Annotated in this window: 11 protein-coding genes; 6 read left to right on the forward strand and 5 right to left on the reverse strand. The window is 67.6% G+C overall.

The window, feature by feature from the left end; all coding sequences use genetic code 11:
• Positions 1 to 223 precede the first annotated feature (223 nt).
• Positions 224 to 1,237: an Lrp/AsnC family transcriptional regulator gene (locus tag ACFVJ3_RS30800; protein WP_378455679.1), complete on the reverse strand. Its 1,014-nt coding sequence runs from the start codon at positions 1,235 to 1,237 to the stop codon at positions 224 to 226.
• Positions 1,238 to 1,378: 141 nt separating this feature from the next.
• On the opposite strand from ACFVJ3_RS30800, the gene ACFVJ3_RS30805 reads away from it, so the two are divergent.
• The 3 genes from ACFVJ3_RS30805 to ACFVJ3_RS30815 all read left to right on the forward strand — a co-directional run bounded on the left by ACFVJ3_RS30805 (position 1,379) and on the right by ACFVJ3_RS30815 (position 6,245).
• On the forward strand, positions 1,379 to 2,854 hold the full coding sequence (locus ACFVJ3_RS30805) for an MFS transporter (RefSeq protein WP_378455680.1): 1,476 nt from the start codon (positions 1,379 to 1,381) through the stop codon (positions 2,852 to 2,854).
• A 28-nt stretch (positions 2,855 to 2,882) separates the two neighbouring features.
• The gene (locus tag ACFVJ3_RS30810) at positions 2,883 to 4,148 is read left to right on the forward strand and encodes an amidohydrolase (RefSeq protein ID WP_378455681.1); all 1,266 of its coding nucleotides are present in this window, start codon (positions 2,883 to 2,885) and stop codon (positions 4,146 to 4,148) included.
• A 75-nt stretch (positions 4,149 to 4,223) separates the two neighbouring features.
• Entirely contained in the window at positions 4,224 to 6,245 is a 2,022-nt protein-coding gene (locus ACFVJ3_RS30815) for an APC family permease (protein WP_378455682.1), read from the forward strand.
• Here the strand turns inward: ACFVJ3_RS30815 and ACFVJ3_RS30820 are convergent.
• Together ACFVJ3_RS30820 and ACFVJ3_RS30825 are read right to left on the reverse strand one after the other, a co-directional pair.
• Complete coding sequence (locus ACFVJ3_RS30820; RefSeq protein WP_378455683.1) at positions 6,214 to 7,830, reverse strand: FAD-dependent monooxygenase; 1,617 nt, start codon at positions 7,828 to 7,830, stop codon at positions 6,214 to 6,216. The two genes, ACFVJ3_RS30815 and ACFVJ3_RS30820, sit on opposite strands and share 32 nt — an antisense overlap.
• Positions 7,831 to 7,927: 97 nt before the next feature.
• Positions 7,928 to 8,686, reverse strand: a complete 759-nt coding sequence (locus ACFVJ3_RS30825; RefSeq protein ID WP_378455684.1) for an ABC transporter permease — start codon at positions 8,684 to 8,686, stop codon at positions 7,928 to 7,930.
• Between the two features lie 135 nt (positions 8,687 to 8,821).
• Between ACFVJ3_RS30825 and ACFVJ3_RS30830 the strand changes: the two genes are divergently transcribed.
• Complete coding sequence (locus ACFVJ3_RS30830) at positions 8,822 to 11,143, forward strand: FHA domain-containing protein (RefSeq protein WP_378455685.1); 2,322 nt, start codon at positions 8,822 to 8,824, stop codon at positions 11,141 to 11,143.
• Between the two features lie 18 nt (positions 11,144 to 11,161).
• On the opposite strand, the gene ACFVJ3_RS30835 is transcribed toward ACFVJ3_RS30830, so the two are convergent.
• The gene (locus ACFVJ3_RS30835; RefSeq protein WP_378455686.1) at positions 11,162 to 11,749 is read right to left on the reverse strand and encodes a carboxymuconolactone decarboxylase family protein; all 588 of its coding nucleotides are present in this window, start codon (positions 11,747 to 11,749) and stop codon (positions 11,162 to 11,164) included.
• 237 nt (positions 11,750 to 11,986) lie between these two features.
• On the opposite strand from ACFVJ3_RS30835, the gene ACFVJ3_RS30840 reads away from it, so the two are divergent.
• On the forward strand, positions 11,987 to 12,931 hold the full coding sequence (locus tag ACFVJ3_RS30840) for an alpha/beta hydrolase fold domain-containing protein (RefSeq protein ID WP_378455687.1): 945 nt from the start codon (positions 11,987 to 11,989) through the stop codon (positions 12,929 to 12,931).
• Entirely contained in the window at positions 12,928 to 14,427 is a 1,500-nt protein-coding gene (locus ACFVJ3_RS30845; RefSeq protein ID WP_378455688.1) for an FAD-dependent oxidoreductase, read from the forward strand. Before ACFVJ3_RS30840 ends, ACFVJ3_RS30845 begins: the two co-directional genes overlap by 4 nt.
• 61 nt (positions 14,428 to 14,488) lie before the next feature.
• Here ACFVJ3_RS30845 and ACFVJ3_RS30850 read toward each other — a convergent pair whose 3' ends face one another.
• Entirely contained in the window at positions 14,489 to 15,412 is a 924-nt protein-coding gene (locus ACFVJ3_RS30850) for a LysR family transcriptional regulator (RefSeq protein ID WP_378455689.1), read from the reverse strand.
• Positions 15,413 to 15,498 lie beyond the last annotated feature (86 nt).

Here is a 15,498-nt window from a genome sequence, read left to right on the forward strand (position 1 = left end):
ACGAGCTCAGGCTCAAGGGAAAGTCGGCGTCGGCAGGCGACCCGACCCCATTTTCGCGCCTGCGAGGCGTCCCCGGGAGGGATAGGTGGCTAATAAGTTGAGCGTTATTCACTCAACTAACGTGCCAACCCCGCGATCAATTCCCGAAGGCGGCGAGGCGCTTCGCACCCGTGCGCCTTTCCGGTTGTTCCAGCTACCAAAAAGGCGCACGGGCGCGGAGCGCCTACGCTCCCGACCACGGCACGATCTGCATGGGCAACTCGTCCTCGTCGAACACCCGGCCCATGCGTTTGCGGACGCCGAGAACGAGGCACCGGTCGAGGATGCTGACCGCCGGCAGTTTCTGCTCGACGACGGCTTCGAGCCCTTCGACGTCGGAGAGTTCACGCAACCACACGGATACCAGAAGATTGGCAGGCCCGGCCACCGACAACACCGTCCGCACCGCGGGCAGCCCGCTCAGGTTGGCGCCGACCCTGGCCATCTGGGCGGCGGGAACCCGGAGGAAGTACCACGCGCAGACGGGATACCCCGAGGCCCAGCGCGGCATGTCCGTGCGGAGTTCGAAAGCGCCCGACGCGAGTGTCGCGCTCAACCGTTCGCGCGCCCGCCGTGTGGAGGTCCCGAGCGCCTCCGCGACAGTCCGGGTGGTTGCACGACCGTCGCGGGACAGGATGGAGATGATGTCGCGTTCGGCGACCGGCGGACGGGCGAAAGTCGCCGAGAGTCGGGCGGCGTCCCGGCGTCGGGCAGCGTCGATCGCGCTGGACTCGTCGGCGTCGAGGGCGCGCAGGCGCCACTGCGATGCCCCGGAGATCGTGGTGATCACCGGGTGGGTGCGGACGGTGCGGACGTCGGGGATGCCCGCGACCCGGGACACGACGTACCGGTTGAACGCTGTCGGGTTGCGGCAGCCGACGGTGAGGATCAGGTCGCGACCGCCCGAGGCGACGTCGATGGACATGCACTCGCTGTCCTGGGACAACTCGGTGATCACCGCGTCGATCGACCCGGCGACGCACTCGACCTCGACGATCGCGCCGCGCGCGGTCTCGGACATCGGCGGCTGGGCCGTCACCCAGGCCATGCCCCGCTCGCTCAGCCCGGACCACCGTCGCGCGAGAGTCACCGGGTCGGCGTCGAGGATCGGCCCGAGTTGCGACCACGGCACCCGCGGCCACACCTGTAGCGCGTGGATAAGTCGAAGTTCGTCCTCGGTGGGCGTCTTCTCCTGCATATCGGCACCTCCTCAGCGTCAAATTCTGCGCATTTACACCGCAGAAACTCACTCACCCAACACTCGGACGCATCGATTCGGTCGTTTCGCTCATATTGTCATGTCGCCTCTCGAGGCGACCCGCCACCTTGGAGGTCACACATGGGAGCACTCCGATCCCCTATTCCCACCGGCGCCGGTTCCGACCGGCGTCTCGGCGCCGCGGCCGGTGTCGTCGGGTTCCTCTTCGCCATGGAACTGTCCAGCGGATTCCTCCAGGCATGGTTCAGTCCGGTCCTCTCGGCGATCGGTGAGAAGTACTCGGTCGGTCCCGCCGACCTGAACTGGGTGCAGACGAGTTATCTGCTCGCGACCGCGGTCCTCGTGCCGTTGCTCGCCAAGATGGGCGACCAGTACGGGCACAAGCGGATGCTCGTCGTCGCGACGGCGATGGTGACGGTCGGCAGCGTCGTGTCGGCGCTCGCCCCGACGTACGGCATCTTCATCCTGGGCCGGGCGATCACCGGCGCACTCGCGGCGTTCCTGCCGCTCGAGTTCGCGATCGTGCGTGAGCGCGCCGGGGAGCAGTCGGGGAAGGCGATCGGTTTGCTGGTCGGCGGGCTCACGCTCGGTGCCAGCGTCGGCGTCGTCCTGTCCGGGGTCCTCGCATCGTTCCTGAGTCTCACTGTGCTGCTTCTCGTTCCGGCGGCACTCATGGCGCTCGCGCTCGTCGTCGTGGTGTTCTTCGTCCCCGAAACGACGGCGCGCACGGCGGGCCGCCTCGACTGGGCCGGGGCGATCCTCCTGGGAGCGGGACTGGCGTTCGCGTTGTTCGCGATCAGCACGGGCAACAGGTTCGGGTGGGCGTCGGGGCCGGTGCTGGGCGGGCTTCTGCTCGGCGGCGCACTTCTCGCCCTGTGGGTGGTGCTCGAGCGGCGGGTGGCCTCGCCGCTGGTCGATTTCGCGATGCTCTCCGGCCGTGCCGGGGTCGGGCTGCCGATCCTGCTCGCGGCCCTGTTCGGGGCCCAGTTGTTCGGCAGCCAGACCCCGATCGCGCTCTTCGTCGGCACCGACCCGGCAGCGGCCGGATTCGGGCTCGGCCTGTCGTCGTCGATGATCGGGCTGGTCCTCGTGTTCGCGTCGATCGCGGCTTTCGTCGGCACGTTCGTCGGACCGCGGCTCGGCGCGCGGGTCGGCGACGTCACGGCCGTCATCGTCGGCGCCGTCACCGCCGCACTGGGGTACGCCCTGCTCACGGTGCTGCACTCGGACACTGTCAGCGTTCTCGCGTGGCTCGTGGTGTCCGGTCTCGGCAACGGCATCATCATCTCCGCGCTTCCCAACGTGGTGGTGGCGCGAGCGCCGCGGGACTCGGTCGGCATCGCGTCGGGCCTCTACAACAGTGCCCGCACCGTCGCCGGTGCCATCGCCGGCGCCAGCTTCACGGCGGTGATGTCCGGGTTCACGGCGACGCTCGACGGCGGTTCCGTGATCACGAGTGAGGCGGGGTACCAAGCCGTGTGGGTGATCTGCGGGCTGCTCTCGCTCGCCGTCGCCGGCCTCGCGGTGGTGACACGTGGACCCGCCGCCGACCACCGTGCGTCCACCGTCACTGCCGTCGCGCCCGCCGAGGCGTGACGACCCTTCCCTCCAGAAAGGAAAGTTCATGACCGACACCGCATTTGCCGGCGACATCGAAGCCTCCGGCGGCCCGAAGGCAGTAGCCGAGGAGTTGAAGCGACGTGTGGAGGACACCGTCCTCGAATGGCGCGACCGCCTCGTCGCCACGAGCCACGACCTGCACGCCCATCCGGAACTCGCGTTCGAGGAACATCGTTCGGCGGCGCTCGTCGCAGACCTGCTCCGCGATGCCGGTTTCGCGGTGGAAGTGGGTGTGTGGGGGCAGGACACCGCCCTCGAGGCTGCGTACGGCAGCGGTGAGCTGACGGTCGTGGTGTGCGCCGAGTACGACGCCCTCCCCGGCATCGGGCACGCGTGCGGCCACAACATCATCGCGACCGCCGGGGCGGGGGCGGCGATCGCGTTGTCCCGGGTGGCGGACGAGCTCGGCATCCGGGTCAAGCTTCTCGGGACGCCGGCCGAGGAGAAGGGTGCGGGCAAGGCCCACATGCTCGAGGCCGGCGCCTGGGAGGACGCGACGGTGTCGCTGATGGTTCACCCCGGTCCCGGCGTCGTCGTGCCCACGGCGGGGAGCACGTCGCAGTCCCGCGACCGGTTCCGGGTCGAGTTCGCCGGGCGGGCGTCGCACGCGGCGGCCGCACCGAGCGTGGGGATCAACGCCGGGGACGCGGCGACGGTGATGCAGGTGGCGGTGGGACTGCTGCGGCAGCATCTGCGCGACACCGTGCGCGTCAGCGCCGTCACGCTGTCCGGTGGCGACGTCTCCAACATCATTCCGGCGACCGCGGTCGTGGAGGCCGAGGTGCGATCGTTCGACCTCGCGGAGACCGCCGAACTGAAGAAGAAGGTGCTCGCCTGCGTCGACGGCGCCGCGACGGCCACGGGATGCAGCTATACCGTCACCCCTGTCGACCCGATCTACGAGCCCCTCGTCCAGCACCCGTTCCTCGCCGACCGTTTCGACGCCGCCCTCGGGCATCGGGGCCGGGTGATGACACCACGGGACGGCGGCGCACTGGGCGGCGGATCGACCGACATGGGCAACGTCTCCCAGGCCGTGCCGTCGATCCACCCGTTGATCGGAGTGATGGGTTCGACGGCCGCGCCGCACACCGCGGCGTTCGCGGCCGACGCGATCTCGCCGGGCGCCGACAATGCCATCGTCGACGGGGCATACGCCCTGGCCGCGGCGATCGTCGACCTCGCCACCGACGACGAGGCGCGGGCCGAAGTTCTGGGGCGGCAGCGCACCCGAGCATCCGGCGCCACACGCCGGCCTGCGTACGTGTAGACCCCCGGCGGGGCGGCGGCGCGGCCTGAGGGCGAAAACCCGCGCCGCACCCCGCCACGGTTCTACGCTGAACTTGTGGCTCTCGTTCGAGCGCTCCGGCGGCTGGCTCTGGGACGCCCGCTGCGCAGCGACGACCTCGGGGAGCAGTTGCTGACCAAGCGTCTGGCGCTGCCGATCTTCGCCTCCGACCCGTTGTCGTCCGTGGCGTACGCGACGCAGGAAATCCTGCTGATTCTGTCCCTGGGCGGTCTCGCGTATTTCTACCTGACGCCGTATCTGGCGGCCGGGGTCGTGGTGCTTCTCGCCGTGGTCGCCCTGTCGTACCGACAGGTGGTGTACGCCTACCCCAGCGGGGGCGGCTCGTACGAGGTGGCGACGAAGAACCTCGGTCCGTCCGCGGGTCTGACGGTGGCGTCGGCATTGCTGATCGACTACGTCATGACGGTGGCGGTATCGGTGTCCGCCGGCGTCGACAATCTCATCTCCGCCGTACCCGCGCTCAACACGCACCGGGTGGCGCTGGCCGTGGCGTTCGTCGTGCTGCTGACCGTGATGAACCTGCGCGGGATCCGCGAATCGGGGACCACGTTCGCCTTCCCGACGTACGGGTTCATCGCCGGTGTGATGATCCTGATCGTGACGGGGTTCGTTCGCATCGCGGCCGGCTCGACGCCCGTCGCCGAAAGTGCCGGGTACACCATCGAACCGGAACTGTCCGGGCTGACCGGTTTGGCCCTCGTGTTCTTCGCGCTGCGCGCGTTCTCATCCGGATGTACCGCGCTGACGGGTGTCGAGGCGATCTCCAACGGGGTGCCGGCGTTCCGTAAACCCAAGAGCGCCAACGCCGCGAAGACACTCATGGCGATGGCCGCAACGGCCATCGTGATGTTCGCGGGAATCACCGCGCTGGCCATCATCGCCAAGGTGCACGTTGCGGTGAACCCCTGCGATCTGATCGGATTCGCCGGAAACTGCGAAACCGATCCGCAGCGCACCGTCATCGCTCAGATCGCGGCGGCCGTGTTCGGCGGCACCACCAACATCGGCTTCTTCTACGTCCAGGCCGCGACCGTGCTGATCCTCGTGCTCGCCGCGAACACCGCCTACAACGGCTTCCCGCTGCTCGCCTCGGTGCTCGGCCGCGACCGCTACCTCCCCGTCCAGCTCAACACGCGCGGCGACCGGCTGGCGTTCAGCAACGGCATCGTGCTCCTCGCCGTGACGGCCGGCGGATTGATCGTCCTGTTCGACGCGTCCGTCACCCACCTCATCCAGCTGTACATCCTCGGCGTGTTCACGTCCTTCACCCTCAGCCAGGCGGGCATGGTCCGTCACTGGAACCGTGTGCTGGCAACCGAATCCGACTCCCGAGAACGCCGTCGCATCCACGGCCGACGGGCCCTCAACGGCACCGGCGCCGTCCTCACCGGCACCGTCCTGATCATCGTCACGGTCACGAAGTTCACCCAGGGCGCCTACCTGGTGGTCATCGCCATGCCGATCCTGTTCTTCCTGATGCGGGGGGTGCGCCGCCATTACGACCGGATCGCGGCTGTCCTCGTCGTCGACGAGGACAGCTTCACCCTCCCCTCCCAGGTGCACACCATCGTGCTGGTGTCCGTGCTCAACAAACCCACCGCCCGGGCCCTGGCCTACGCCCGCGCCACCCATCCGACGACCCTGGAAGCCGTCACCGTACTGGGCGACAGCACCGCAAAACTGCAGCGGGAGTGGGAGAAGTACGAAATTCCGGTGCCGCTGAAAGTCCTCGAATCGCCCTACCGTGAAGTCACCCGGCCCATCGTGGGTTATGTGAAATCCGTCCGGAAGCGGATCCCGGACGGGATCGTCACCATCTTCATCCCCGAGTACGTGGTCGGTCGCTGGTGGGAACACCTGCTGCACAACCAGAATGCGCTGCGCCTCAAGGGCCGGTTGCTGTTCACGTCCGGGGTGATGGTCACGAGCGTGCCGTGGCTGCTCGATTCGGCCACCCGGGTCGGGGCGCCGCTCGTCAAGCCCGCGCCGGGTGACATCCGGCGCGGCCTGCCCACCACTCCCGAGCTCAGCGGAAAGTCGACTTCAGGTACTCCGTGAGACCGTCGACCGCGACCGGACTCTGCCGGAACCCCAGATAGCCGTCCGGACGGACGACGAACGCGGCGGAACCCTCCGCGCCGTACGCGTGCGCGAACTCGCCGTCGCGGTCCCGGACGACGGGAAGCACGGCTTCCCCGACGTCGGCGGCAGGCGACGCGACGAGGTACGTGTCGACGCGTCCCTGGGTCGCCGCCTCCACCGACGTCGCCGCGGCCTCGAGCAGTTCCAGCCCGCGCGCGTCGACCGATTCGTCGGCGTACAGCAGCAACGTGTGGTTCCGTCCCGCGAGGAGGGTGAACAGCCGGAGGGGAAACGCGACCGCGGCACGGGTCAGCCCGCGGGCGTCCGGGGCCCGGCTGCCGGGCGCGAGCGCCGCATTCGACTCCGGCTGGGCGACGATCGGACTGTCCGCGTAGCTGATGAGCAGTTGCGCTTCACGTCGGATCACGTAGTCGGGATCCGACGATCCCGCCCCGATCCCCTCCCGGGCGCTGCGCACGGTGCGTCCCACCACCTCCTCCCCGATGGGTCGCCGTTCGGCGTCGTAACTGTCCAGCAGATCGGGGGCCGCGGCACCGGACACGGCCAGCGCGACCTTCCACGCCAGGTTGTGGGCGTCCTGGATGCCGGTGTTCATGCCCTGCGCGCCGGTCGGCGGATGGATGTGTGCGGCGTCGCCCGCGACGAACACCCGTCCGCGCCCGTACGAGTCGACGATGCGGTGGCTGATCCGGAAGATGGAGGACCAGCGGAGGTTCGACGCCCGCGTCGGCTCGGGCGACAGGCGGTCGAGCACGGCCTGGATGTGGCTCAGCTCGGGTTTCGGTCCCGCTTCGAAACCGTGCGCGATCTTGTCGGCCGCCGGGGTGCCGGTGCCGGCGAGGTCGCTGGGCACCAGCATCGACATCCGGTAGCGGCGGCGTCCGGGCAGCGGAATGCACACGAGCAGATCGTCGGTCTCGCCGTCCGTCTGATGCATCGACCGGATTCCGTAGCCACGCGGCATCGACCAGTCGACCTCGACGTCGCCGAGCATGTACTGCTCGAGGAACGCACCGCCCTCGAAGCTGAGACCGAGGCCCTTGCGGACCACGCTGTGGGCGCCGTCGCACCCGAAAAGGTACTGGGTTCGGACGGTTTCGTCACCGTCCGCGCCGGTGACCGTGGCGACGACGCCGTCATCGTCCTGTTCGAACGCCGTCAGCCTCGTTCCGCGTTCGATCGTGGTGCCGAACGTGGCCAGGTATTCGGTGAGGATGCGTTCGGTCTCGTACTGGGGCAGTCCGATGAATTCGAACGGGACGTCGGCCGGTAGCGACAACTCCAGACGGGCGACCTCGTCGCCGTTGACGTACACGATCTGCCCGCGCATCTGGATCGCCGCGTCCAGGATGTGCCGCAGCACGCCCATGCTCTCGAACACCTCGAGGGTGCGGGGTTGGATCCCCACCGCCTTCGCGTACTGCGGCGGCTCGAGCAGGGGATCGATGATGCGGCAGGCGACACCTCGCCTTCGCAGTTCGATCGCCGCCGTCAGCCCCACGGGACCAGCTCCGACCACCAATACCTCGGGATGCACCACAGGACACCGCCTCGTCAGGAGGGACCGACCACCGACCAGTATGCGCGACCGATGATGGAATTGACCGGCGTTCGGGCCAGACCCGGATCCTTCACGTTCACACGGTGTGGAGTCTCGGCCGGTGGACGGCTTCCCGGGCCACCAGTTCGATCGTCACGGCCACCGCACATGTCTGCGCGAGCAGGAGTCCTACGAGGACGAGAATCTGGACCGCCCCGGCCTGCACTGCGGAACCGCTTGCCAGCAGCACCCCGACGAACGCCCCCGGCAGGGTGACCAGCCCGACGGTCCGGGTCTGATCGAGGCCCGGGAGCAACGCGTCCGAGGCGGCAGACCGGACCACTTCCATACGGGCATCCCGGACGCCGAGTCCGAGACTGAGCCCCGCCTCCACCTCACCCCACCGTTGTTCGACCGCATCGAGCGCGCGTCGCGCGGCGAGGGAGGTGGCCGTCATCGCACCACCGAGCACGATCCCGCCGACGGGAACGAGAGCGACACCTTCGAGCGGCACCACCCGGCTGACCAGCATCAACGGCAACACGATGCCGACACCCGCGGCGAGGGACAGCGCCAGCCACCCGGCGGACCGCCCGGCTTTCGCGCGGCGAGCGGACGTTCCCACCGCCGCCGCGAACATCACGACGAGCACGAGGATCGACGACCACAGATGCGCGAGAGCCGCGGCCAGGATCAGGGACACCGCGGCGAGCTGGGCAGCACCTCGAATCGCCGCACCTGGCACGACGAGTGGGCTACCGAGGTGGGTGAAGCGGTAGACCACCGCCGCGCACACGATCATCACGGTGCACAGCACAGCCAGTCCGACACCGGGATTCGCCAGGGACGTACTCACCCGGCTCAGTGTTCCTCACTTCCGGGCCACGGCGATACCGAGAGTGAGCGTTATGCCGACGAATCCCGGGGTGTGCGTGCGACCATGGAGGAGTCGACGCTCTACGCCCGATGACGCTGACCGGAGGCCGAGGCGATGGACGACCGGGCGAACACAGCGCACCCGCGGGTCGTGGTCGAGACCGACCACGGCCGGGCAAGCTACCGCGCGGGCAAAGCCGTCCGCATCGGCCGGGATCCGCAATTGGAGATCACGATCATCGATCCCATGGTGTCGCGCGAGCATGCGCGGCTCACCTGGGACGAGGGATGGCAGCTCGTCGACTCCGACAGCAAGAACGGGATCTTCGTCGACGGCGAGCGCCGAGAAAAGGTCCCCGTCACGAACCCCGTCCTCGTCCGACTGGGCGACGCAGTCGAGGGGCCGGTCGTGCGGATTTCGGTCGAAGATCCCGACGCGACGCGACAGGACGTGGGCGGCCGATGGGACGAGTCGACAATCGAGGTAGGGGTTCCGAGCGCCCCGCCCCCGACACCGCACGCGGCGGTCCCGACGGGATCGCTCACCGTGGGACGGGCACCGGACAACGACATCGTCGTCCGGGACGTGCTGGCCTCACGCCATCACGCCATCGTCCACAACGTGCCGTCCGGTCTCGAGATCGACGACCTGGGGAGCGTCAACGGAACGTTCGTCGGCGGCGCCCGGGTGTCGCGCGCGCAGCTGACCGACGGCGACGTCGTCACGATCGGCAACACCGATCTCAGTGTGAAGGAAGGCCGACTCCTTCCACGGCAGGCGGTCACCCCGACCGCAGGCGGGCTGCGCGTGGACGGAGTCGGGCTCACCATCGAAGGCGGGCGACGGCTGCTCGAGGACGTCACATTCGCTGCCCAGCCGGGGAGTCTCACCGCGGTGATCGGCCCCTCCGGCGCGGGAAAGACCACAGTGGCCACCATCATCTCCGGTTCGGAACGCCCCACGGAAGGTGTGGTCGAGTTCGAGGGACGCAGCGTCCACGCCGAATACCAGGTGCTGCGTTCCCGCATCGGGCTGGTCCCCCAGGACGACGTCGTGCACCGGCAGTTGACCATCCGGCAGGCGCTCGGCTACGCCGCCGAGCTGAGGCTGCCGCCGGACACCAGCCGGGCCGACCGTGAGGAGGTGATAGCGACGGTGCTCGACGAACTGCAGCTGACCGAACACGCCGACACACGGGTCGATCGGCTGTCCGGCGGACAACGCAAACGCGCGTCCGTCGCGATGGAGTTGCTCACCGGCCCATCCCTGCTCATCCTCGACGAACCGACCTCGGGGCTCGATCCCGCGCTCGACCGGCAGATCATGGCGACGTTGCGCCGCCTCGCCGATTCGGGCCGCGTCGTCGTCATCGTCACGCATTCGCTGTCGTACCTCGAGATGTGCGATCAGGTCCTGCTCCTCGCACCGGGCGGCAAGACCGCCTACGTGGGCCCGCCGGACCGGGTCGGGGCCGCACTCGGCAGCACCGACTGGGCCGACATCTTCGCCCGTGTCGCAGCCGACCCCGACGGGGTGTTCGCCGAGTACCGCGCCACCCGCCCCGCCGTAGAGGTGCCACCACCGAGCCCGCCCGGACCTCTCGGCAGTCCCGCGCACACGTCGCGGCGCAAGCAGTTGAGCACCGTCGCCCGTCGCCAGGCCCGGCTGATCCGCGCCGACCGGGGCTACCTGATCTTCCTGTCCCTTCTGCCGTTCGTGCTCGGCGGCCTGGCCGTGCTCGTATCCGGCGACACCGGGTTCGGTCCGTCGGGCTTCGACGAATCCGGCGAACTCACCCAGATCCTGGTGGTGCTGATCCTCGGCGCTGCCTTCATGGGGTGCTCGCTGACCATCCGCGATTTGGTCGGAGAGCGCATGATCTATCACCGCGAACGTGCCGCCGGGCTGCTGCCGTCCGCCTACCTGACGGCGAAGATCGTCGTATTCTGCGCCGCCGCGATCGTGCAGTCGGTGATCATGGTGACGATCGTTTTCGTGGGCAAGGGTTTTCCCGGCCGGGGCAGCGTGATCCCCTCCGGCTCAGTCGAACTGATCGTGGACATCGCCGTCACCACCTGTTCCTGCGTCCTGGTGGGATTGGCGTTGTCGTCGGTCGCTCGCTCGAACGAGCAGGTGATGCCGATGCTGGTGGTCACAATCATGGTGCAGCTGGTGATGTGCGGCGGATTGATCACGATCACCGGACGCAGAGTGCTCGAACAACTGTCGTGGCTCTTCCCGTCCCGCTGGGGGTTCGCGGCCGCCGCCTCGACGGTAGACCTGCGCACGAACGCCACGGGCACCGAGCCCGACACGCTCTGGCAGCACGCCGCATCGTGGTGGCTGCTCAGCATCGCCATGCTGGTGCTCATCAGTTGCGTGCTCGCGGTCGTCACCTACAGCCGGCTCCGGCTGCGCCGTTCCCGCCGACGCTGAAACAGATGCTGCGGTGTTCTACTCGTCGCCGAGACCCTCCGGTGCGCCGACGTCGAAGACATTCATCATCTGAGACAAGGTCCGGTAATAGCCGACCAGGACCACGAGTTCGAGGAGTGCCGGGTGACCCAGGCGGGCTTCGAATCGACGGAATTCCTCGTCTCCGAGGGTGTTGGCGCCCTCGAGTAGGTGACGGCACACGTCGTACGCAGCCTGTTCGGTGGCGTCTTCGGAACGGAACTCGCCGCTCCGAAGTGCCGTCATCTCTTCGTCGCTCAGTCCGACGGCGTGTCCGACCCGTTCGTGGGCATAGCGTTCGAATTCGCTTTCCGTTGCGGCCGCGACCGTGAGGATCGCGATTTCTCTGATCCGGGCGGTCATCGCCGTCCGGTACCGCACCGCACTCCCCAGTTCCTGCAGCGCAGAACCGAGTCCGGGCACATGCAGCATCAGCCCGAACGGCCCGTTGAGCCTGCCCTCGTCATCTTGAAGCGCGAACAGCTGGGGCCCCTGTGCGCGCGGACCCGTCGCGATGCTGTCGTACAACGCTTTCTGCTCGACGTCCAGCTCGGCGGGTACCAGGGAGTCGATCCGTGAATCTGCCATGCAATTACCATCTTTCAAAGTCTCGGCCCGGGAGGCGCGGTGACGAGACAGAGTATGCCGCGCCGGGCCCTGTTGTCTTCCACCGACACCGAATAGCACCGCGAACTGAAGGTATTCGTCTGATGGATTGCCACCATACATAACTGCCGATTCCCGAATACTCCCTGATCCGCCACCCTTGAGCCACGGGCCACATCGGTGAGTGGACCCGCGACCAGGCGAAGAGGTGACGTCAACGTGAGAACCCCGGTCGGGCAGTCCGCCCGATACGAGATCCAATCCTGTCCCGACATCGAGTTCGGGCGTCCCGACGGGCAGGTCCTCCGACTCGATCTGTCTCTGCCGATCGGCGTTGCCACCCCCGCCGTCGTCCTCTACCTGCACGGCGGTGGTTGGATGATCGGTTCTCGCAAGAGTCATGCCGCGCGGGCGGAGCGACTCGCGCGGCACGGATTTGCCGTCGCGAGCATCGACTACCGACCCTCTACCGCGGCCCCCTTCCCCGCCCAGATCATCGACATCGTGACCGCGATCGAGTGGCTGAAAGGTCCCGGGCACGCCTTCGGTGTCGACGCGACTCGTGTCGCCCTCTGGGGAGCATCGGCAGGCGCCCATCTCGCGCTTCTGGCCACCGCCACTCCGGCGATTCCGCGTGCACCGCACGAGTTGCCCGGTCCACACGTGCAGGCCGCTGTCGGCTACTTCGGATGCTACGACCTCACCTCCCGGGGCGACCTCGACCGTCCGGACGCCGGCTCGCCGATACCGCGCGAGATCCTCGAGCAGGTCTGGCCGGCAGGGGTCCCCGCACTCCCGTCGTCTCTCTACCTGAGGGCCCGATTGCTGGGCGTCGACGAGTCGACGGTGAGCGATCGCGAACTCGCCGACATCAGCCCGTTTGCGAAAGCGCGCGACATCCACGTGCCGGTCTTCCTGCTCCACGGAACACGTGACTCGGTCACGTCGGTGCAGCACAGCCGGCGGATGGCGCAGGAACTTCGACGCCGCGGGCAGACGGTGCGACTGCGCCTTCTCGAGGGTGCCAATCACGAGGACCCCGCGTTCGACACGGACGCCACGATCGCCGAAGTCGCCGCGTTCCTACACGAACACCTGTGCCGACCCTGCCACACACCCTCACTTCCCACGATGCCGTACAACAAGGAGATTGATTCGAAATGACCGCTCCAGTAATAGTCGTCGGCGGCGGACCGTCGGGTCTGACGGTCGCGACCGAACTGGCCCGGGCCGGAGTCGAAGTCGTCGTCCTCGAACGTCGAACGCAGCCGGTGCAGTCGCGAGCCGGGACCGTTCTGCCGAGAGTTCTCGAGCTACTCGATTCGCGGGGCCTGGCGCAGAAGTTCATCGACAGGGCCGCGACCATTCGCTCCAACCCACTGATCCCCGTTCACATCTGGGCGGGGATGCAACCCGTGGAATGGCGCCACCTCGAATCGAGGTTCGGGTTTCGGCTGGTTCTTCCCCAGAACCACACCGAGGAACTGTTGCTGGAGGAAGCGCTCCGTCTCGGAGTCGTCGTCAAGCACGGCGTGACTGTCGAATCCGTCGTCCAGCACTCCGCCGCGGTGACCGTGACCGCGGCGGCCGAGGACGGACCCGTGAGGCTGTCTGCCGATTATCTGGTCGGCGCCGACGGCGGGCGGAGTATCGTGCGGTCGCAACTCGGTCTCGGTTTCGAGGGACACGGGCCGACTTTCACCGGAATCGTGGCAGATCTGAGGATGGATCGGCCGTGGCCGGAAGCGCGGCGGATGATCGACAACGCCAAGGGCTGGGTCACCTCGTTTCCGTTCGGCGAGAACGAGTCCATCACCCGGTTCAACATTGTGCACGCCGAGCGCAGGCACGCCCCTGCGGCGGAGCCGGTCACGGCCGACGAGGTCCGCCGATGCCTCACCGATGTTCTGGAGAAGGACCTGCCGTTCGACGATCTGGTGTGGGCGTCTCGTTTCACCGATTCGCTCAGAATCGCAACGAAATTCCAGCAGGGCCGAGTGTTCCTCGTCGGCGAATCGGCGCGCATCCACTATCCCGCCAGCGGCGTCGGGATGAACTTTTGCATCCAGGATGCGTTCAACCTCGGTTGGAAACTCGCCGCGGTCATCAACGAACACGCAGGACCGGCACTCCTGGAAACCTACGAGGCCGAACGCCGTCCGGTGGCGGAGGCACTACTGAGAAGTGTCGCGGCACAGTGCTCGGTCCAGTTCGACTTCACACCCGAGGGGGCGGAGTTCAAGCGGATGTTCGAACGCGACCTGTTGCCCATTCCGGAGGTCAATCGCCGAATCGGACTCGAACTGAACGGGCTGTCCTTCCCCTACCCTGCTGAGTCGCACCACCATCCGATGGTCGGATACCGCTGTCCCGATCTGGATCTCGTCACCGGGACCGGTCCGATGAGGATGGGTGAAATGCTGCGCGAAAATGCTCTCGTCCTCATCGACGCCACCGGGGCGGGCACCTACGCGGACCTGGCTCTGCAGGGCGCGCCGGTGCGCGCACACACCGGCCACGTCGTTCTCGCACCCACCGGGCTCGACGACGTCAAGAGCCTTCTGGTCAGGCCCGACGGGTACATCGCCTGGGCCAGCGTCGACGCCCCCGCGCGCGAGGATGCCCAGCTGGCGATCAAGCGGTGCCTCGCCGTCGAATGAGATGTCCGGGAGGGTCGTCTCGTGCGTACCCGAGCCGACCCTCCCACACCTCTTTCGGCACTTATGCGAGTGACTTGACGAGTTGCGCTCTGAGCCAGCGATGTTCGGGATCCGCGTTGTACATCGGGTGCCACCACAGCGCATGGTTCAGTGGGGCGAGATTCAAGGGAAAGTCCACCGACCGAATTCCCATTCCGCCGCTCATCCGGGCCGCCAATCGCTCCGGCAGAAGGGCGACACGATCGGTGTGGGCGACGAAATACGGCAGAGCCAGGTAGTTCTCGCCGACAACCTGCACGTATGGTTCGACCCCCTGCGCCCTGACCTGATGCAGCGGTGTCGTCGCGGCGTGGGGATGCGTCTGAAACACAGCCCACGGGTATTCGGTGAGCTGCTCCAACCGAATTGCGTCCCCGATGTGCTCGTTGTCCTCGGCCACCACACAGACCCATCGGTCGGAGAAGAGGTCGACCGAGGGCAGGTCGCTGACGAAGCCACGGGGTACGACCAGGGCATCGGCGGTACGGAGACTGTCCGATGCACGATCGACGATCTCCGGTCGCAACTGTACGAAGTTGATGCGCAGATGCGGAGCCTGCGCCAGCAGATCACGGGTGATGGTGTCTCCGACGGCGGCGAGCATGTAGTCGGACATGATCAGGGTGAACTCGCGGCTGGACCGTTCGATCTCGATGCCCGGCTCGGCGTCGAGCACTCGATCGACCGCCGAGATCGCCACCGTCGTGCGCTCGACCAGGCTGCGGGCGAGCGGCGTGAGTTGATACGAGTTGCCGACCCGAGCCAGTAGCGGATCCCCGAAGTACCTCCGAAGCCGCGCGAGCGCCGCACTCATCGCCGGCTGGCTCAGACCGACTTCGATCGCCGCGCGGCTCACGCTTCGCTCGCGCAGGAGCGCGTCCAGAGACACGATGAGGTTGAGGTCCAGCTTGGCGCGATGGCCTGAAATCCGCTGTATCGAGCTCATGGATACAAACTATATGCGACCCGGCGTTCCCAAATAACCGCGGGAAAATGAGACTGAAGGCAGTCAATCTGCCTCTCTCCGAACAG

This window comes from Rhodococcus sp. NPDC127593 (assembly GCF_042671975.1).
GTDB lineage: Bacteria > Actinomycetota > Actinomycetes > Mycobacteriales > Mycobacteriaceae > Rhodococcus_F.

Bases quoted from the DNA above. Each gene is read 5' to 3' on its own strand.
- ACFVJ3_RS30800 (WP_378455679.1), bottom strand. From the start codon at position 1,237: ATGCAGGAGAAGACGCCCACCGAGGACGAACTTCGACTTATCCACGCG.
- ACFVJ3_RS30805 (WP_378455680.1), top strand. From the start codon at position 1,379: ATGGGAGCACTCCGATCCCCTATTCCCACCGGCGCCGGTTCCGACCGG.
- ACFVJ3_RS30810 (WP_378455681.1), top strand. From the start codon at position 2,883: ATGACCGACACCGCATTTGCCGGCGACATCGAAGCCTCCGGCGGCCCG.
- ACFVJ3_RS30830 (WP_378455685.1), top strand. From the start codon at position 8,822: ATGGACGACCGGGCGAACACAGCGCACCCGCGGGTCGTGGTCGAGACC.
- ACFVJ3_RS30835 (WP_378455686.1), bottom strand. From the start codon at position 11,749: ATGGCAGATTCACGGATCGACTCCCTGGTACCCGCCGAGCTGGACGTC.
- ACFVJ3_RS30845 (WP_378455688.1), top strand. From the start codon at position 12,928: ATGACCGCTCCAGTAATAGTCGTCGGCGGCGGACCGTCGGGTCTGACG.
- ACFVJ3_RS30850 (WP_378455689.1), bottom strand. From the start codon at position 15,412: ATGAGCTCGATACAGCGGATTTCAGGCCATCGCGCCAAGCTGGACCTC.